An 18,627-nucleotide genomic window follows, 5' to 3' on the forward strand; every position below is an offset into this window, starting at 1 on the left:
CGTCAAGGAAGAACTCATGAGTTTCCAGCATGTTTGTGTGTTAGGGGCCACTGGCTCTATTGGTATCAGCACACTGGATGTGATTGCTCGTCATCCGGAGCGGATGGCGGTTTATGCCGTGAGCGGCCACACTCGTATGGAGCTGCTGGCCCAGCAAGCTCGTGACAGTGCCGCCCGGGTTGTTCTGGTGCCTGATGAAGCCGCGCGTAGCCGCTTTCTGGCGGCGTGGCAGGGTGGTGTCTTGCCCGAGATCCGGGTAGGTGCCCAAGCTCTGGCCGATACGGCAGCAGACCCACAAGTAACGACGGTGATGGCCGCGATTATCGGGGCAGCAGGTCTGCCTTCGGCCCTGGCTGCGGCTCGTGCGGGCAAGCGGGTGTTGCTGGCCAATAAAGAAGCGCTGGTCGCTGCGGGCCGTATCTTCATGCAAGCCGTGCAAGAGGGCGGGGCGCAATTGATGCCTATCGACTCCGAACACAGCGCCATCTACCAATGTCTGGCCGGTGAGTTACCTGCGGAGCCCGGTCAGCCTGTGGCTGCTCTACGCCGTCTCTTGGTGACAGCTTCCGGTGGACCGTTTCGCTCGCGCAGCTTGGCCGAGCTGGATGAGGTGACCCCCGAGCAAGCCTGTGCGCATCCCAACTGGAGCATGGGCCGCAAAATTTCGGTAGATTCAGCCACTATGCTGAATAAAGGCCTGGAAGTTATTGAGGCGCATTGGTTGTTCTCGGTGCCCGTTGAGCAGATTGATGTGGTGGTGCATCCGCAAAGCGTGATTCACTCCATGGTTGAGTACATAGATGGCTCGGTGATGGCGCAATTGGGGCAGCCCGACATGCGCACGGCGATTGCCTACGGTCTAGGCTTTCCGGAACGCTTGTACAGCGGCGTAGGCTTGTTGGATCTGGCCACAATGGGTCGCCTGGACTTTGAACAGCCGGATTTTGTGCGTTTTCCCTGTCTGCGATTGGCCTATGATGCTTTGCGCAGCAGTCAGGCTGCCTGCGTGACTTTGAATGCCGCCAACGAAATTGCCGTAGACCGCTTCTTGGAAAGGCAGATTGGCTATACTCAGATTCCGGCGGTGATTGAGCATTGTCTGGACAGGCTCAATGGCCGTGCCAGCCAGGCCTTAGAGGCCCTGGAAGGGGTGTTGGAGCTGGATAGCGAGACCCGTTCGCTGGCGCTGGATTACTGCAGAGTCTCTGCGCGTATTTAACAGGAATTAACATGCTCTTCACGGTTCTGGCTTTCTTGGTAGCCTTGGGCGTGCTGGTGACTTTTCACGAGCTTGGCCACTACTGGGTGGCTCGTCGTTGCGGCGTGCGTGTAGAGCGTTTTTCTATCGGTTTTGGCAAGGTGCTGTACCGTCGTTTCGACAAGAACGGCACCGAATGGGCTGTCTCTGCTCTTCCTTTGGGCGGCTACGTCGCCATGCAAAATGATCCGCCTGCTCATGCAACGCAGGCACAGATCGACGAGTCCTTCAATCACAAGCCCCTGCGACAGCGTGCCGCGATTGTGCTGGCTGGTCCAATGGCCAACCTGATTCTGGCGGTGGTGATTTATGCCTTTGTAGGGTTGTTAGGAGCCCAGGAGCCCGTCGCGCAAATCGGTCCCGTCCCAGAAGGCACGCCAGCGGCTCAGGCCGGTTTCCAGGCTGGGGATCGTCTGGTCTCGGTGGATGGCAAACCTGTGGATTCCTGGTTGCAGGCGCGCTGGGCCTTTATGGATGCCTTGTCCTCGGGCGGCGAGCTCGAAGTGGGAGTCAAGGACCTGCTGGGACGAGAAGAAAATCGTTACCTGACATTACCGGCTGGCGAGATTTTGCCGGACGGGCAGGACCTGATGGCCAAGGCTGGGCTGATGTTACGCCCGGCACGATCAGTCGTTCAAGAAGTGTTTAAAGATACGGCAGCCGAACAAGCAGGTCTGAAAAAAGACGACCTTATTCTCCGGCTGGATGATTTGATCGAGCCTGGAATTACGGCGTTCGTTCAAAAGGTGCAACAATCTGCGGGTAAGACACTTGAGCTTGAGGTGCTGCGCGAGGGTGAAATTCAACGCCTGCTGCTCACTCCCCAGAGCAATGCCAAGGCACAAGGGCGTATTGGTGCCCAAGTGGCTATGGATATGCCCATGACCTTGGTGCGGTATGGGCCCATTGAGAGCGTGGAGCGCGGATTTACCCGTACCGGGCAGACTTTCTGGTTCTCTTTGAAGATGATCGGGCGCATGATTACGGGCGATGTCTCTGTACGTAATGTTAGCGGGCCGGTTACTATTGCGGATTATGCAGGTCAGACAGCGCGTATTGGCTTTATTGCCTACCTGAATTTCTTGGCCTTGATCAGTATTAGCATTGGTTTACTGAATTTATTGCCCGTACCTATGCTAGACGGTGGGCATCTACTGTACTATGCCATCGAAGCCGTGCGCGGCAAGCCCGCTTCGGAGCGTATGATGCTTGTCGGTCAACGGCTGGGTTTGGCCTTGTTGGCCGTGCTGATGAGTATTGCTTTTTTTAATGACATCACCCGTCTTTTCAGTTGAGAGCGGGTGGCATACAATTTCCAACCATTTGACCGACCAAGGATTGTCCAGGATGTCGTTTAGCCGGAAACCTACTTTTGCGTTGCGTGTTCTGCCCGTATTGGTGGCAAGTCTGCTTGCCCCCGCCCTGGCGAATGCATTTGCACCGTTTGTCGTGCGCGATATTCAAGTCAATGGCATCCAGCGGGTCGATCCCGGTGCCGTGTTCTCGTCTTTGCCTGTCAAGGTCGGTGAGTCCTTCTCGGAAGAGCAGGCGGCAGACGCGATTCAGCGCTTGTACGCCACCGGTTTTTTCAGTGACGTGCAAATTGACACCAGCACCAATGTGCTGATCGTTAACGTCAAGGAGCGTCCAACCATCGCCTCCGTGTCTTTTAATGGCATGCGCGAGTTCGACGCCAAGAATATTATCAACTCCCTGGCCCAGGTAGGCTTTGGAGAAGGCCGGGTTTTTGACCGTTCCATGTTGGAACGTGCTGAATTCGAGCTGAAACAACAGTACTTGTCCAAGGGCAAGTATGGTGTGGAAATCACGCCTATCATCACGCCTTTGCCACGTAACCGCGTCGGTGTCAGCTTTGACATCTTTGAGGGTGGCTTGGCCAAGATCAAGGAAATCCGCATCGTCGGTACGGAAGCCGTCTCGCAAGGTGACCTGCTCGATCAGATGGAGCTGACGACCTCGGGCATGATGACCTGGTACACCGGCACTGATAAATACTCCCGCGAAAAACTGGAAGGGGATATGGAGCGTATCCGCTCCTACTACCTGAATCGTGGTTTCCTGGAGTACTCGGCCGAAGCGCCTCAGGTATCGATTTCGCCCGATCGCAAAGACATTTTCATTACCCTGACCATTCACGAGGGCCAGCCCTACACCTTGAGCAGCGTGAAATTGGCCGGTGATCTGCTGGGTCTGGAAGACAAGATCGAGCCGATGGTGCAGCAAAAAGAAGGCGAAGTGTTTTCCTCGGACAAGACCAGCGCTACCGTAAAATCGATCACCGAATATCTGGGTGGCTTGGGTTATGCCTTTGCGAATGCCAACCCGAACCCGGTGCTGGATCGCGAAAATCATACGGCTGACTTGACCTTCTACGTCGATCCCGGTCGTCGCGTGTATGTGCGCCGTATTGAGGTTGGTGGGAACGTCCGTACCCGTGATGAAGTGGTGCGTCGTGAAATGCGTCAGCAGGAAGCGGCCTGGTATGACTCGGACGCCATCAAGTTCTCGCGTGACCGTATCGACCGTCTGGGCTACTTCAATGAAGTAGATGTGAACACCAAGCCTGTACCGGGTTCGCCTGACCAGGTCGACGTGAACGTGGACGTGAAAGAAAAGCCCACCGGCTTGGTTAACCTCGGTATTGGTTACGGTTCGACTGACAAGCTGATGCTGTCAGCCGGTATCAGTCAGGACAACATCTTCGGTAGTGGTAACAGTCTGTCCTTGCAGGTCAATACCAGTAAAGTGAACCGTGCGGCGGTGATCAGCCATACCAATCCTTTCTGGACAGGTGACGGCATCAGCAAGACCACCTCGATTTACTACCGTCGTACCACGCCTTACCAGTCCAATGATGGTTGGGGTGATTATCAGAACACCGCAATCGGTGCCGGTTTGAACTTCGGTGTGCCTATTTCCGAGTACGACCGTGTATTCATGGGCGTGAACTTCGAGCACAACAAGCTCTCGCGCCTGAGCCCGCAGTACACACCCCGTGCCTATCAGGATTACGTAAACGAGTACGGTGAAGGCACCAACACCTTTATTTTCAACCTGGGTTGGTCCAAAGATACTCGCGACAGTGCGATTGCTCCCAACAAGGGCAGCTTGACCAGTCTGTCGGCTGATATGGGTACGATGGATTTGCGCTATTACATGCTGCGTGCCAGCCATCAGCACTACATTCCTTTGGGGCGTGCTTACACGCTGGCTCTGAACGGGGCGATTGACTACGGTCGCAGCATCGGTGGCAAGAGTTTCCCGGTGATCAAGAACGTATACGCCGGTGGTATCGGGTCGGTACGTGGCTACGAAGGTGCATCCTTGGGCGGACGCGATATCTTGACGGGCGACTACCTGGGTGGTTCGCGTCGAATGATTGCCAACGCTCAACTGTATCTGCCATTCCCCGGTGCCTCACGTGACCGTACGTTGCGTTGGTTCGTCTTTGCCGATGCCGGTAAAGTTGACAACACCAGCGGTGGTTGCCCAATGGGTCGTCCTGACCGTTTGTCGGAGGATCCATGCGGTTGGAAGTACGCTGCAGGTCTGGGCTTGTCGTGGGAGTCCCCACTCGGTCCGTTGCAGTTGTCCTATGGTCGCGCCTTGCGCGCCAAGGAAGGCGACGATAAACAAGCCTTCCAGTTCCAGATTGGTACCGCTTTCTGATGTTCGTGTTTAGTGGCACAATTGCACTATTCTGCAGCCTAATTAGCAAGGTAGATTTTTCATGAAGTCAAACATCGCATTAAAACTTACAAACATCGCCCGCAGCTTGTCGCGTGGCAATAACGCGCTCGTTCTGGCTGCCGCGCTGGGTGTCGGCGCCATGACCGCTGCTCCTGTTGTTCAGGCCCAGACCAAAATTGGTTTTGTCAGCACAGAGCGCATTTTGCGTGATTCCAAGCCCGCCAAAGCGGCCCAAACCAAAATCGAAGCAGAATTCAAGCGTCGTGACGAAGAGCTGGAGCGCATGGCCAACAACCTGCGTTCGCAAGCTCAGAAGTTCGACAAGGATGCTCCTGTCTTGTCCGAGTCCGATCGTGTGAAGCGTCAGCGTCAACTGGCTGACCTGGATTCCGATTTGCAGCGCAAGCGCCGCGAATTCCAGGAAGACTTCAATCGTCGCCGCAACGAAGAGTTCTCGGCCATCGTTGAGCAGGCTGATGCCGCTATCAAGCGTATTGCTGACTCGCAAGGCTACGACCTGATCATTCAGGACGCGGTCACCGTTAGCCCACGTGTGGACATCACCGAGGAAGTTCTGAAAGCACTGGGCGGTTGATGCACTATGCCGGTATTGCTGAACGTTGATCAGGCTGTACAGCTGTCTGAACTCATAGACGCCATCAACAACACCGGACTGGATTGCAAGCTGCCAGAAGGCATTAAAGAGCCTATGCCCCGGATTCGGGGCCTAGGCTCTTTACTTTCTGCGGGTCCGGAAGAAATCAGCTTTCTGTCCAATCCCAAGATGCAGGATCTGCTGGAGCAGACCCGTGCTGCGGTGGTGATTTTGACGCCACAGGTCTACGAGGATCTGGGCTTTACACCGTCCTTTATTCCGGTTTTGTGCTCAGAGCCTTATCTAATGTATGCGCTGCTGGCTCAGCGTTTTGATCAGGTGCGCATGGCGGATTTGCCCCAGGGCATCCATCCCAGTGCGGTGATTGACCCTAGTGCTCAATTGGGCGAGGGCGTGTCGGTCGGGCCCTTTTGCGTGGTGGAGGCCGGCGTCAAGATCGGACGTGGCACCCGTTTGGGTGCGCATTGCGTGATTGGCGCAGGATCTACCTTGGGGCCAGACTGTTTACTGCATGCGCGTGTCACTCTTTACCACCAGGTGCATATCGGTGCTCGCGCCATTTTGCATTCGGGCGTAGTGCTGGGTGCGGACGGTTTTGGTTTTGCGCCGGATCCAGTGAAAGGCAAGGGTGCCTGGGCCAAGATTGCACAGATCGGCCACGTGCGTATTGGCGACGATGTTGAAATCGGCGCCAATACGACGGTGGATCGTGGTGCACTGGATGACACCGTGTTGGCCAACGGCGTCAAGCTGGACAACCAGATTATGATCGGGCACAACGTGCAGGTTGGCGAGCACACGGCCATGGCGGCGTGTGTGGGGGTGGCCGGCTCTACCCAGATTGGGGCGCGTTGTACGATCGCCGGGGCAGCGATGCTCTCGGGTCACCTGGTCTTGGGTGACGATGTACACGTCTCTGGCGGTACGGCTGTCACCTCCAATATCAGTCAGCCTGGACGTTATACCGGGGTTTATCCCTTTGCTGGGCATCAGGACTGGCAGAAAAACGCTGCCGTGCTGGGGCAATTGAGCGGTTTGCGCCGTCGCCTGCGCTCTTTGGAGCGTCAGCAGGCTGATGGGGCAAATGAATCATCTGAACATATCAATAAACAAAAATAAGCAGGACAGGACATGGAACTCGACATTCGACAAATTATGGATCGCCTCCCTCATCGTTACCCGATGCTGCTGGTTGATCGCGTCTTGGAACTGGTGCCCGGCAAGAGCATCGTCGCCATTAAAAACGTGTCGATGAATGAACCCTTTTTTACGGGTCACTTTCCGCACATGCCGGTTATGCCTGGGGTCTTGATCATTGAAGCCATGGCTCAGGCAGCGGCGCTGTTCTCTTTTACCGATCCTGAGGATCCGTACGCCAAAGTGGACAACAAGCTAGCCTATTACCTGGTTGGTGTGGATGGCGCGCGTTTTCGCAAACCCGTGATGCCAGGCGATCAGTTGCGTTTGGAAGTGACCGCGGATCGCATCAGCCGCGCCTTGTGCAAGTACACGGGCCGTGCCTTGGTTGATGGCCAAGTGGTTGCCGAAGCTAAAATTATGTGTGCGATCCGTCAATTGGAAGAATAGTTTATGCGTATTCATGAAACGGCCATCATTGAAGCGGGCGCTCAGCTTGCAGATGATGTCGAGGTCGGGCCTTACAGCATCATTGGGCCTAATGTCACGATAGGGGCGGGCACCAAAGTGGGGCCCCACTGCGTGATTGATGGCGTGACCACGATTGGTTGCAACAACCATTTCTACCGTTTCTGCTCCATTGGTGGCATGCCGCAGGACAAGAAGTACGCGGGTGAACCGACTCGTCTGGAAATCGGCGATGGCAATATGGTTCGTGAGTACGTCACCATCAATACCGGTACGGTGCAGGATGTCGGTGTGACCCGTGTCGGCAATGATAACTGGATCATGGCCTACACCCACATTGCACATGATTGCCAGATTGCCAATCACACGATTATCGCCAACAGCGTCCAACTGGGCGGCCACGTGCATATTGGCGACTGGGCCATTCTGGGCGGTTTGACGGCTGTGCACCAGTTCGGTCGTATCGGCGCACACAGCATGATTGGTGGTACCAGCTCGGTGCGTCAGGATATTCCTCCTTACGTGATTGGTGCAGGCGATCCTTTCCGTCCTGTCGGTGTGAATAGCGAAGGCTTGGGCCGTCGCAACTTCTCGGCTGAAGCGATTTCGGCGGTGAAGGAAAGCTACAAGCTGCTGTATCGTCGCAAGCTGACGGTGGAGCAGGCCGTGGAGCAGATGCAAGCCTTGCAGGAAACGCAGCCTGAGTGCCGTGCGGCCGTACAGGTCATGATCGACTTTCTGAATGACTCCAGCCGGGGTATTTGCAGACCATGAGCAGCGCCTCCAGCCCATTAGCGGCACGTTCAGACGGGTCGGGGCAAACAGGGGCCAAGCGGGATCTGTGTATAGGAATGGTAGCGGGCGAGCCGTCTGGCGATTTGCTGGCGGCCCGCATCATTCAAGGACTGCGCCAGGGCAATCCTGGCGTGCAGGTAGAAGGCATAGGCGGCCCCGAGATGGCCGCTCAGCAATTTCACCAATACTATCCCATGGACGCCTTGACGGTATTTGGTTACGTCGAGGCGCTCAAACGTATTCCGGGTCTGATCTCCACGTATTTGGGCATGCGCAATCAATGGTTGCGCCAGCGTCCGGATGTGTTTGTGGGTATTGACGCCCCGGACTTCAATTTGCGCCTGGAGCATCGTTTGCGTCAGGCCGGTGTGCCGACGGTGCACTTTGTGGGGCCTTCGATCTGGGCCTGGCGCTACGAGCGCATCCACAAAATCCGCGAAGCGGTGTCTCATATGCTGGTACTGTTTCCTTTCGAGACCGAGATCTACGAAAAGGAAGGCATTCCGGTGACCTATGTGGGCCATCCCTTGGCGGCGAATATTCCCTTGCAGCCGGATAAGGCTGACGCTCGCTGTCGCCTGGGCTTGCCCGAGACAGGCCGTATTCTGGGCGTGCTGCCTGGCAGCCGCTCCTCCGAGGTCAAGATGCTGTCACCGCGCTTTTTGCAGGCCGTGCAGATCTTGCAAGACCAGGATCCGGATCTGACGATTCTGGTGCCTATGGTGAATCCCAAGCGCCGTCAGGAGTTTGAGGAAGCGCTGGCTCAGCATCCCATCCGCAATTTACACATTATTGATGCCAATACGGCCGGTATTCGTCAGCCTGATTCGGAAGGCGTGGTTCGCCCACCTGCCTGGACGGTGATGGAAGCCAGTGACGCTGTGTTGGTGGCCAGTGGTACTGCCAGCTTGGAAACTGCCTTGTACAAGCGGCCTATGGTTATTTCGTATGTGCTCAGCCCCATGATGGAGCGCATCATACGGTGGAAGTCCGGTCAGGACAGGCCTTATGTGCCCTGGGTGGGTTTGCCCAATGTGCTGGCTCGGGATTTTGTCGTACCCGAACTGCTACAAGAAGATGCCCAGCCAGCGAAACTGGCGCAAGCGTGCTGGAAAGCCTTGAGCGATCAGAGCTATGTGGCGCATATCGAGCAAGTCTTTACCGAGATGCATTTGACCTTGCGCAGGGACACGCCTGCCTTGGCGGCGGAGGTCATTTTGAAGATGGCACGTGCATGAAGCAGCTGGATTTATTGGTCAGTGATGTCTCGGCAGGTTTGGTGGCGGGGCTGGATGAAGCGGGGCGTGGCCCATTGGCCGGTCCCGTCTTTGCCGCTGCTGTGATTCTGGACCCGAACAATCCCATTGAAGGCCTGAACGACTCCAAGAAGCTGACCGCCAAACGGCGTGAAGCCTTGGCCGTTCAGATCAAGGAAAGGGCTTTGGCCTGGGAAATTGCCAGCGCGACCGTCGCAGAAATTGATGACATCAATATTTTGCACGCCGCCATGCTGGCGATGCAACGAGCCTGTAATGGCCTGAGCGTCAAACCTGAGCAAGCCTTGGTGGATGGCAATCGTATTCCCACTGGCCTGTGCTGCCCGGCAGAAGCCATCATCAAAGGTGACGCCAGCCATGCTGCCATTGCGGCCGCATCCATTTTGGCGAAAACAGCGCGGGATGCGGTCTGTCTGGAATTACACCGAGACTATCCTGAATACGGTTTTGATCAGCACAAAGGCTACGGGACGGCCTTGCATTTGGACCGTTTGTCTCAGCACGGGCCTTGCCCCGAGCATCGTCGAAGTTTCGCGCCGGTACGCGCATCTCTAGTTAGGTAAGTTGAAGAAAATGAGGCTGATTGAATCCAAAGATAATGCGCTGTTCAAACGAGTGCAGCGCCTGGCTCACGATAAACGCGAGCTGGACGGGGGCGATCAGTTGATTTGGTTGGAAGGCATTCATCTATGCCAGATGTGGCTGGAGCGCCGAGGTTTGCCGGAACTGGCCGTTTTCGAGATGGACCGCCACTCGGACGAGTTGCTCGAACTGGCGCGCTTCTTGCCAGGTCATAGCAGTGTGACCTTCAATGCAACCTTGATGAATGCCGTATCCCAAGTTGGTCAGGGGCAGGGCATAGGCTTTATTGTTCGCGTACCTCGAGGGCAGGTTTGGACGGCTCCCACAAAACGTGCCATCTTGCTGGATCAGGTTCAAGACCCGGGTAATGTGGGCACCGTCTTGCGAACGGCGGTGGCGGTGGGGTTGGAGGCCGTGTATCTGACGCCAGGCTGTGCCAGCGTCTGGTCTCAGAAAGTGCTGCGTAGTGCACAGGGCGCCCATTTCTCCATTCAAATCCATGAGCAGGTCGATGGTGTGGCTCTGCTTGAAAAAGCTGCCTTGCCGGTGCTGGTGACCTCCTTGGGGCCAGATGCCCAGGACCTGTATGAATCCAGCTTGCCCGACCAGGGAATTTGGGTTTTTGGCAATGAAGGGCAGGGTGTTAGCCCGGCCTTGCTGACCAAAGCGAATCAGTGTTTGTTCATCCCTCAGGCGCCCGGCGTGGAGTCCTTGAACGTGGCGATTGCCACCGCCCTTTGTCTGTACGAGCAGCGTCGTCAGCACAGCCGCTAGTCTTGGCGGCTTGATTGCACCGCACCGGGAAGAGTCAGCCGGTGTCAGTGACTTCTTTCTTGATGTCGCTCTTGTCTCCACTTTTAAAATCAAGTAAATCATCTAGTAAGGCGTCTGCTTATCGCTACGCGAGCATTGAGAGCATAGGGCATTGACGCTTGTCTGCTAGCGGCTCCCTGAGGGCCGCTTTGTCATCTTGTATCGCTCCATCGTTGTATCCGGCTGGATTCCTAATCTTTTTCAGATGAGGTCAACAATGAAACTTAGCGAATACGCGACCTATGATGCCTTGGCGTTGGCTGAGCTGGTTGCCAAGAAACACATCAGTGTTCAAGAATTAAGTCAGGTGGGCAAGAAAGCGGTTGATGCATTGAACAGCAAAATCAATGCGGTGGTAGAGAGCTGGGACGGGGAGATTGACCCCCATGCTGACCGGGACTCCGTACTTTACGGCGTCCCGTTTTTGATTAAAGATCTGGCCATCACCATGAAGGGCAAACGCTACGAGCTGGGTAGCAAGCTGGCGCAAGGCATGGTCATGGATGCGGACAGTACTTTGATGAGCCTCTACAAAGAGGCGGGACTGGTCACCCTGGGTCGAACCACGACCTCGGAATTTGCCATCAGTACAACGACGGAGGCGCGCTGCGTAGGCCCTACGCTGAACCCCTGGAACCCTGCCTTTAATGCCGGTGGCTCGACAGGAGGCTCGGCAGCCGCGGTCGCGGCAGGGATGGTGCCGGTGGCTCACGCAACTGATGGCGGTGGCTCTATTCGTGTCCCGGCGGCTGTGAACGGCTTGTTCGGCTTGAAGCCCACTCGGGGGCGGGTCTCCAGCGGCCCCCTGCAAGATGAGGTCTGGAGCGGTTTGCTGGCCCACCTGGGCGTCAGTCGTAGCGTGCGAGACAGCGCTGCTTTGCTGGATGCGATTAGCCGTCCCGGTATTGGTGAACCGTATTACACGGCAGCACCCCCTCAGACCTTTCTATCGGCTGTGAAGAAAAATCCAGGCGCTTTGCGTATCGGGTTGATGATGGACCCGCCCAGCGGTGATAAAACCGAGTCTGTCATTGCCGGCAAGGCGATTGATATGGCCTCGGTGCTGGAGTCTCTGGGCCATCAGGTCGAACCCCTGGTATTTGATTCCGGCGTCAGTTGGGAGGCTTTTGTACACGCCAATGCCCAATTCTGGAATGTGAACACGGCGGCGTGGATAGACAGCATTGCCGCAGCGACCGGGCGGCCGGTGAATGAGGTGTATCTGGAACAGGCCACGTTGGCGGCCTATGCCTACGGCAAGAAGATTAGCGGAATTGATCTTTTGGGGGCGATCGCCGTGCGTAATACGGTTTCCCGGAATCTGGGCGCGTATTTCCAGAAATATGATGTCCTGATGACTCCCACCGTACCTGCGCTGCCCATGAGGGTGGGTGAGTACAACCAGATACAGGATCAGGTGGATGGCCTGGGCTGGATTGCCCACGTCTTTAAGCAAGCACCTTTTGCGGCTTTGGCCAATATCAGTGGCTCACCCTCCATGTCGGTGCCGGCCGGGCAGGATGTGGCGACTTCCTTACCTATAGGCATGATGTTTACGGCCGCTTATGGCCAGGAATGCCTCTTGTTTGGCTTGGCTGGCCAATTGGAGCAAGCCTTGCCCTGGAGTGATCAGCACCCGCAGGTTTGGGTGGGCAAGTTGGATTGAGTGCGGATAAAAGCAGCAGATCTGACACCGTAGCAGCGGCCAACAAAAAGGCCTGAGCTCGGTGTGATACCGAGATCAGGCCTTGATGTTGAGGCTGTCCGAATACTCCCGTAGGGGTATCGCCCGGACTAGCTGTTCGATCCTTAGTAAGAGCGGCGGTCCAAACCGACATCATCCAGAATTTTGGTGGAGATTTCCTCGATGGATTTGGTGGTGGTGGACAGCCAGGGAATGCCTTCCATACGCATTAAACGTTCCGCCTCAGCCACTTCCATGCGGCACTGCTCGATGGTGGCGTATTTGCTTCCCGGACGGCGCTCATTACGCACTTCAGACAGACGGTCTGGATGAATGGACAGACCAAAAATCTTTTTCCGGTAGGGAGCCAGCGTGGCGGGCAGGGTGCCGCGCTGGAAATCTTCGGGAATGATGGGGTAGTTGGCGGCCTTGACGGCGTACTGCATCGCCAAGTACAAGCTGGTAGGCGTTTTTCCGCAGCGGGATACACCCACCAGAATCACGTCGGCTTGTTCCAGACCATTCACGTACTGACCATCGTCGTGCGCCAGACTGAAGTTGATGGCTTCAATGCGATTGTTGTAGCGCTTGGACATGCCACCGGAGTGCGAACGGCCTACGGAACGGCTGGACTTCACTCCCAGGGCGCGTTCAATGTGTCGTACAAAGGCACCAAACAAATCCAGGAAAGTGCAGTTGGCCGCGCCAATAATGTGTGCCATCTTGGGGTCAACCAAGGTGCTGAATACCAGCGGTTGCTGGCCTTGCTCTTGAGCGCATTGGTTGATGCGATCAGCGACAGCTTGGGCTTTCTCGATGGTATCGATGAAGGGGATACGGACGGCCTGAAATTCGAATTGAGCGAATTGCGACAGGACGGAGTTGCTGAAAGTTTCGGCGGTAATGCCCGTGCTGTCAGAAACGACAAAGACGGTACGCTCAATAGGAGAAGATGTCATGGAATAAGTCGTGCACAATGCTCGGGAAACGGTACAATTTGCAAGATTACCATTTACCGCTCGGATCGGGGTATGGAAAGGCAGGTTTGCTTAGGACAGATCACACAGACAGCGCTGTTGGGATCACTGCCTTAAGCAAACACGCTTTTTTTTCTATTCAAGGTGACTTATGTCTTACGTAATTAGTTTCGACAAGCTCCGCATGACGGACGTCGACACAGTGGGCGGTAAAAACGCGTCGCTGGGCGAAATGATCAGTCAACTGGCCGACGCTGGTGTGCGCGTGCCAGGTGGTTTTGCCACAACAGCCGAAGCATTCCGCGTTTTCCTGAAAAACAACGATCTGGACAAGCGCATTCAGCAGCGTCTGGACGCGCTGGACGCCGACGACGTTCGTGAACTGGCCGCTGCCGGTGCCGAAATTCGCCAGTGGATCATCGACACTCCATTCCCGGCCGAGTTTGAAAAAGCCGTACGTGACGCGTTTGCTGAACTGGATGCAGACGGCAAGGGTTCGTTTGCCGTGCGCTCTTCCGCCACCGCTGAAGACTTGCCTGACGCTTCCTTTGCTGGTCAGCAAGAAACCTACCTGAACGTGGTGGGCATCGACGAGGTGCTGAGCAAGATTCACCACGTGTTTGCCTCCCTGTACAACGACCGTGCTATTTCCTACCGCGTGCACAAGGGCTACGCCCACGCTGAAGTGGCGCTGTCCGCTGGTATTCAGCGCATGGTGCGCTCCGACAAGGGCAGCGCTGGTGTGATGTTCACCCTGGACACTGAATCGGGCTTTAAGGATGTGGTCTTTTTGACGTCCTCTTACGGCCTGGGCGAAACCGTGGTTCAAGGTTCGGTCAATCCGGACGAGTTCTACGTGTACAAGCCAACGCTGGCTTCCGGTCACTACCCCATCATCAGCCGCCGTATCGGCTCCAAGCTGATCAAGATGGAATTTGACGAAGGCCGTACGACTGATCACGCTGTGCGTACCGTAGACGTGCCGGTGTCCGAGCGCAACCGTTACTCCCTGAGCGACGAAGAAGTGATCGAACTGGCTCGTTACGCCACCATCATTGAAAAACACTACCAGCGTCCTATGGACATTGAGTGGGGTCGTGACGGTATCGACGGCAAGATCTACATTCTGCAAGCCCGCCCTGAGACCGTTAAGTCCCAGCAAGGCAGCAACGACGTGCAAGAGCGTTACCGCCTGAAAGCCACTGGCGAAGTGCTGGTTACCGGCCGCGCTATTGGTCAGAAGATCGGTTCGGGCAAAGTCCGTATCGTGGCAGACGCCTCCGAGATGGATCTGGTCAAACCCGGCGACGTGCTGGTCACCGACATGACGGACCCTAACTGGGAACCCATCATGAAGCTGGCTTCGGCTATCGTCACCAACCGTGGCGGTCGTACCTGCCACGCGGCGATTATTGCTCGCGAACTGGGCATCCCTGCCGTGGTCGGTTGCAACAACGCCACAGACGTGCTGAAAGAAGGTCAGGAAGTGACGGTGTCGTGTGCTGAAGGCGACGAAGGCCGGATTTACGACGGTCTGCTGGAAACCGAGATCGAAGAAGTCAGCTGGGGCCAAATGCCCGAGATCGGCCTGAAAGTCATGATGAACGTGGGTAACCCCCAACTGGCTTTCGACTTCTCGCAAATTCCTAACGATGGTGTGGGTCTGGCTCGTCTGGAATTCATCATCAACAACAACATTGCGATTCACCCCAAAGCCGTTCTGGACTACCCCAATGTGGATAGCGACCTGAAAAAGGCAGTGGAATCGGCGGCTCGTGGCTACGCCAGCCCACGTGCTTTCTTCGTGGAAAAACTGGCCGAAGGTATTGCGACTCTGGCCGCTTCCTTCTACCCCAAGCCCGTCATCGTGCGTCTGTCGGACTTCAAGTCCAACGAATACCGCAAGCTGGTGGGTGGTTCGCGCTACGAACCCGAGGAAGAGAACCCCATGCTGGGCTTCCGTGGTGTGGCTCGCTACCTGTCCGAAGACTTCGCAGAATGCTTCAAGATGGAATGCGAAGCCCTGAAGAAAGTGCGTGACGAAATGGGTCTGACCAACGTCGAAATCATGGTGCCATTCGTGCGTACCCTGGGTCAGGCAGAACGTGTTGTGGACCTGTTGGCTTCCCACGGTCTGGCTCGTGGCGAAAATGGCCTGCGCCTGATCATGATGTGCGAAGTGCCTTCCAACGCCATTCTGGCCGAGCAGTTCCTGCAGTACTTTGACGGTTTCTCCATCGGTTCCAACGACATGACTCAGTTGACTCTGGGTCTGGATCGTGACTCCGGTATGGAGCTGCTGGCTGCCGACTTCGACGAGCGCGACGAGGCTGTGAAGTTCATGCTCAGTCGTGCCATCAAGGCATGCCTGGCACAAAACAAATACGTGGGTATTTGTGGCCAAGGCCCCAGCGACCACCCTGATCTGGCCAAGTGGCTGAGCGATGAAGGCATTATTTCGCTGTCGCTGAACCCGGATACGGTTGTGGATACCTGGCAACGTCTGGCCAAGGTCTAAGACGTAAGTTACTGCTAGCGAAATCTCTCTGGCAGTACGCGGGTCAAGTCAGGTAAGACCTAACACCCCAACATGGAAGCTCCATGTTGGGGTGTTGTCGTTTTGGGGACGTATCTTGTGCTTTTGTTCTTGCTATGGCTCTTGGCCGTGCTCATGCGATTTTGTTTTGCAGCGCTTGCTGATTAGGTGTGCATATTGGCGCTTTGGCTGGCTGGAGTGCTTGTACAAGCTTGTATAGGTATTGCCAAGCGCTCGTGCCTATTGGTGTGTGGCTAAGGAGAGGGGCAGGCTGCAATTCTGATGAGCAGAACGGAACAGGGCAGGGCGCGGGTGAGAGGCCGTGATGGGGAATGGCCGTAACCGCCCTGGATCGGGCGGCATGGATTCGGAGTGTCTTGACGGGTTCGCTGCTAAGGGGAGAGGAACCGTGTATGGACAGAACAATCAGCGCTGCAGCTGATTGGCTGGTATTAGTTTACTGCGTCGATTTGGTAAACGTGTAAGAACATATCCAGAATATGTTCCGTCTCAGTTTGAATGCGCTCTTCACTCCAGGGCTCCATCGCCCCCATGAGCAACAATACAATTTCGCCTTCGCTCAGGCAACGGAAGTGTTCCACCATTAATACCGGGTCCAGCCGGCGTAGCGTGCCACGCTCGATATGGTGAGCAAAGAAACACTGCACTCCGTCCCAGATCTGGTCGTCCAGCATCTCCATAAAGCGTTTGCCGATGTCGCTGTGTCCACCGACAGAGACCACGATACGCAAAAGCTGGGCGGTTTGCTTGGAGTACAGATTACGCAGCATGGGCAGCAGGAAACTCTGCAGTTCCTGGCGGATATCACCTTCGCAGTCCAGCTTGGTCAGAACCTGTTCGGTAAATTCCTGGGCACCTGTCAGCAGGACAGCCAGCAAAAGGTCTTCTTTGGATGGGAAATAATTGTAGAGCGTGCCCTTGGAGCCGCCTGCCAATGCAGCGATTTGGGACATGGATGTGGCCTCAAAACCATTCTCGCGAAAAACCTCGGAAGCCACTTCCAGGATTTTGTCGCGGCGTTCGCGCCCCTTTCGAGTCGCGCGTTGGGATTTTCGGGGAACATCGTCATGCATAATGGCAGGCAAAAATTAAGTGAATAGGACAAAGCCAGCATCATACCGTATCAATGGCTGCTGTGCTGCTGCTCCATGTCGACCGTTAAGGGAAGGCAAGACCAAACCCCTTAATTTTACGACATGCACTGCTATTGGGCCTATTTGTTTGCCTCAGTCTTTGATCTAAGGCCTAGTAAAGCGCAAAAGTGCCACACATTCGGGTGGTTGCACGGGTCAGTGCTTCTGGACGCGCCTGGCGGCGTCTACAGATCGCTATAGTCCTTATCTGTTTTGATTTAAAGTATAAGGCGGCGGTTCTGATACTCTCTTTGCTTAAGACAAGGCCCAAGGAGTTGTGGATGTCTACTACGCAGTCGTATCAAGTGGTGATTGTTGGGGGCGGGGCAGGAGGCCTGGAGCTGGCTGCCAAATTAGGGCGTCAGTTTGGGCGTCAGCATATCTTTTTGGTCGACAAAGACAGCGACCATATCTGGAAACCGTCATTGCATGAGGTGGCTGCCGGTACCCTGGATATTCACCGCGAGGGGCTGTCGTATTTCATGCTGGCGCGTGACTGCGGTTTTACCTTTATTCAGGGTGAAATGATCAGCATAGACCGCGAGCAACGCACGATCACGCTGGCTCCGGTCCTGGGACCCGACCATGAAGAAGTCTTCCCGGAGCGCAGCCTGTCCTACGGTACGCTGGTGATGGCCGTAGGCAGCAAATCCAATTTCTTCAATACGCCTGGCACCCATGAGCATGCGCTGGCCTTGGACTCGACTCATCAGGCCGAGCGTTTCCGTTTGAAGCTGCTCAATGAGCTGATCAGTGTGACCCGCCGCGCGCAGCGTGAACCGGGGGCGCCCCTGTACATCAATATTGTTGGGGGCGGGGCTACCGGGGTAGAACTGGCAGCCGAGTTGCTGGAAGCCCGTGCCGATTTAAGCATTTACAGCATTCCGGGCAGCAGCTCGGACCGCGAAGTGCGTATCACCTTGCTGGAAGGTGCCGATCGCATTCTGTCCGCCTTGCCGCCCAAGCTATCGGCTACCGCGCAAAGCCTGCTGGAGCAGCGTGGTGTGGCGGTACGGACCTCGGTGCGAGTCAGCCGTTTGGCGGCTGATCACATTGAGGATGTGAACGGTGGTCAGTATCCCAACGATTTGTGCGTCTGGGCCGCAGGGATTGAAGCCCCTGCCTTTTTGGCTCAACTCGGTCTACCTGTTAACCGTATCAATCAACTGGTGCTGGACGCCTGTTTGTCTACGCCCGATCCGTATATTTGGGCGTTGGGCGATTGCGCGCAAGTGCCTTGGGACAAGGAAGGCCAGTTCTTGCCTGCTCGCGCACAGGTCGCACACCAGCAAGCCAGTTACTTGCGCAAGCGGTTGGCTGCTCGCATTCAAGGCAAGCCGGTTGATGAAGCTCCCTTTGTCTACAAGGACTACGGCTCACTGGTCTCGGTGGGCCATAGCCGTGGGGTAGGCAGCCTGATGGGGGTTCTGTCTGGCAAGAGCTGGTTTGTAGAGGGTTTGCTGGCTCGCATTATGTATATGAGCCTGCACTTGATGCACCACATGGCGATTTTGGGGGTTGCGCGAACGGCAACCTTGGCTTTGGGCCGTTTGCTCAGCAAACGGGCCGCCCCTCGTGTTAAATTACATTGAGACTTGGAACAAAACGGGCTTTTTAGC

Annotated in this window: 15 protein-coding genes; 13 read left to right on the forward strand and 2 right to left on the reverse strand. The window is 55.8% G+C overall.

Annotation, left to right across the window (positions count from 1 at the left end; all coding sequences use genetic code 11):
* The first annotated feature begins 16 nt into the window (after positions 1–16).
* The 11 genes from LNA76_RS04035 (at position 17) to LNA76_RS04085 (ending at position 12,323) form a co-directional block, all read left to right on the forward strand.
* Positions 17–1,219: a 1-deoxy-D-xylulose-5-phosphate reductoisomerase gene (locus LNA76_RS04035; RefSeq protein WP_094196816.1), complete on the forward strand. Its 1,203-nt coding sequence runs from the start codon at positions 17–19 to the stop codon at positions 1,217–1,219.
* A gap of 11 nt (positions 1,220–1,230) precedes the next feature.
* A complete protein-coding gene (gene rseP / locus LNA76_RS04040) occupies positions 1,231–2,553 on the forward strand; it encodes an RIP metalloprotease RseP (protein WP_094196815.1) in 1,323 nt (440 codons plus the stop codon).
* A gap of 52 nt (positions 2,554–2,605) precedes the next feature.
* Positions 2,606–4,948, forward strand: a complete 2,343-nt coding sequence (gene bamA / locus LNA76_RS04045) for an outer membrane protein assembly factor BamA (protein WP_094196814.1) — start codon at positions 2,606–2,608, stop codon at positions 4,946–4,948.
* A 61-nt stretch (positions 4,949–5,009) separates the two neighbouring features.
* On the forward strand, positions 5,010–5,564 hold the full coding sequence (locus LNA76_RS04050; RefSeq protein WP_094196813.1) for an OmpH family outer membrane protein: 555 nt from the start codon (positions 5,010–5,012) through the stop codon (positions 5,562–5,564).
* A 6-nt stretch (positions 5,565–5,570) separates the two neighbouring features.
* On the forward strand, positions 5,571–6,704 hold the full coding sequence (gene lpxD, locus LNA76_RS04055; protein ID WP_230018004.1) for a UDP-3-O-(3-hydroxymyristoyl)glucosamine N-acyltransferase: 1,134 nt from the start codon (positions 5,571–5,573) through the stop codon (positions 6,702–6,704).
* A gap of 12 nt (positions 6,705–6,716) precedes the next feature.
* Positions 6,717–7,172, forward strand: coding sequence for a 3-hydroxyacyl-ACP dehydratase FabZ (gene fabZ, locus LNA76_RS04060; RefSeq protein WP_003799758.1), 456 nt, complete (start codon positions 6,717–6,719; stop codon positions 7,170–7,172).
* Between the two features lie 3 nt (positions 7,173–7,175).
* Positions 7,176–7,964, forward strand: coding sequence for an acyl-ACP--UDP-N-acetylglucosamine O-acyltransferase (gene lpxA / locus LNA76_RS04065; protein WP_094196811.1), 789 nt, complete (start codon positions 7,176–7,178; stop codon positions 7,962–7,964).
* Positions 7,965–8,041: 77 nt separating this feature from the next.
* Complete coding sequence (gene lpxB, locus LNA76_RS04070) at positions 8,042–9,223, forward strand: lipid-A-disaccharide synthase (protein WP_230018791.1); 1,182 nt, start codon at positions 8,042–8,044, stop codon at positions 9,221–9,223.
* Positions 9,220–9,825, forward strand: coding sequence for a ribonuclease HII (gene rnhB, locus LNA76_RS04075; RefSeq protein ID WP_230018006.1), 606 nt, complete (start codon positions 9,220–9,222; stop codon positions 9,823–9,825). Before lpxB ends, rnhB begins: the two co-directional genes overlap by 4 nt.
* Positions 9,826–9,835: 10 nt before the next feature.
* A complete protein-coding gene (locus LNA76_RS04080; protein ID WP_094196808.1) occupies positions 9,836–10,618 on the forward strand; it encodes a TrmH family RNA methyltransferase in 783 nt (260 codons plus the stop codon).
* 256 nt (positions 10,619–10,874) lie between these two features.
* A complete protein-coding gene (locus tag LNA76_RS04085; protein WP_203226755.1) occupies positions 10,875–12,323 on the forward strand; it encodes an amidase in 1,449 nt (482 codons plus the stop codon).
* Positions 12,324–12,466: 143 nt separating this feature from the next.
* On the opposite strand, the gene ppsR is transcribed toward LNA76_RS04085, so the two are convergent.
* Positions 12,467–13,300, reverse strand: coding sequence for a posphoenolpyruvate synthetase regulatory kinase/phosphorylase PpsR (gene ppsR / locus LNA76_RS04090; RefSeq protein WP_094196807.1), 834 nt, complete (start codon positions 13,298–13,300; stop codon positions 12,467–12,469).
* 169 nt (positions 13,301–13,469) lie between these two features.
* On the opposite strand from ppsR, the gene ppsA reads away from it, so the two are divergent.
* Positions 13,470–15,836, forward strand: a complete 2,367-nt coding sequence (gene ppsA, locus LNA76_RS04095; protein ID WP_094196806.1) for a phosphoenolpyruvate synthase — start codon at positions 13,470–13,472, stop codon at positions 15,834–15,836.
* 470 nt (positions 15,837–16,306) lie between these two features.
* Here ppsA and LNA76_RS04100 read toward each other — a convergent pair whose 3' ends face one another.
* A complete protein-coding gene (locus LNA76_RS04100) occupies positions 16,307–16,948 on the reverse strand; it encodes a TetR/AcrR family transcriptional regulator (protein ID WP_230018008.1) in 642 nt (213 codons plus the stop codon).
* Positions 16,949–17,289: 341 nt separating this feature from the next.
* Here LNA76_RS04100 and LNA76_RS04105 point away from each other — a divergent pair, with 341 nt between their 5' ends.
* Positions 17,290–18,600, forward strand: a complete 1,311-nt coding sequence (locus LNA76_RS04105) for an NAD(P)/FAD-dependent oxidoreductase (RefSeq protein WP_108727525.1) — start codon at positions 17,290–17,292, stop codon at positions 18,598–18,600.
* Positions 18,601–18,627: the final 27 nt, after the last annotated feature.

Origin of the sequence: Alcaligenes sp. MMA (assembly GCF_020907215.1) — a bacterium.
Classification (GTDB): Bacteria; Pseudomonadota; Gammaproteobacteria; order Burkholderiales; family Burkholderiaceae_B; genus Alcaligenes; species Alcaligenes aquatilis.

Excerpts from the sequence above, each read along its gene's own strand:
- LNA76_RS04035 (WP_094196816.1), top strand. The coding sequence starts at position 17 with ATGAGTTTCCAGCATGTTTGTGTGTTAGGGGCCACTGGCTCTATTGGT.
- rseP (WP_094196815.1), top strand. The coding sequence starts at position 1,231 with ATGCTCTTCACGGTTCTGGCTTTCTTGGTAGCCTTGGGCGTGCTGGTG.
- bamA (WP_094196814.1), top strand. The coding sequence starts at position 2,606 with ATGTCGTTTAGCCGGAAACCTACTTTTGCGTTGCGTGTTCTGCCCGTA.
- LNA76_RS04050 (WP_094196813.1), top strand. The coding sequence starts at position 5,010 with ATGAAGTCAAACATCGCATTAAAACTTACAAACATCGCCCGCAGCTTG.
- lpxD (WP_230018004.1), top strand. The coding sequence starts at position 5,571 with ATGCCGGTATTGCTGAACGTTGATCAGGCTGTACAGCTGTCTGAACTC.
- fabZ (WP_003799758.1), top strand. The coding sequence starts at position 6,717 with ATGGAACTCGACATTCGACAAATTATGGATCGCCTCCCTCATCGTTAC.
- lpxA (WP_094196811.1), top strand. The coding sequence starts at position 7,176 with ATGCGTATTCATGAAACGGCCATCATTGAAGCGGGCGCTCAGCTTGCA.
- lpxB (WP_230018791.1), top strand. The coding sequence starts at position 8,042 with ATGGTAGCGGGCGAGCCGTCTGGCGATTTGCTGGCGGCCCGCATCATT.
- rnhB (WP_230018006.1), top strand. The coding sequence starts at position 9,220 with ATGAAGCAGCTGGATTTATTGGTCAGTGATGTCTCGGCAGGTTTGGTG.
- LNA76_RS04080 (WP_094196808.1), top strand. The coding sequence starts at position 9,836 with ATGAGGCTGATTGAATCCAAAGATAATGCGCTGTTCAAACGAGTGCAG.
- LNA76_RS04085 (WP_203226755.1), top strand. The coding sequence starts at position 10,875 with ATGAAACTTAGCGAATACGCGACCTATGATGCCTTGGCGTTGGCTGAG.
- ppsR (WP_094196807.1), bottom strand. The coding sequence starts at position 13,300 with ATGACATCTTCTCCTATTGAGCGTACCGTCTTTGTCGTTTCTGACAGC.
- ppsA (WP_094196806.1), top strand. The coding sequence starts at position 13,470 with ATGTCTTACGTAATTAGTTTCGACAAGCTCCGCATGACGGACGTCGAC.
- LNA76_RS04100 (WP_230018008.1), bottom strand. The coding sequence starts at position 16,948 with ATGCATGACGATGTTCCCCGAAAATCCCAACGCGCGACTCGAAAGGGG.
- LNA76_RS04105 (WP_108727525.1), top strand. The coding sequence starts at position 17,290 with ATGTCTACTACGCAGTCGTATCAAGTGGTGATTGTTGGGGGCGGGGCA.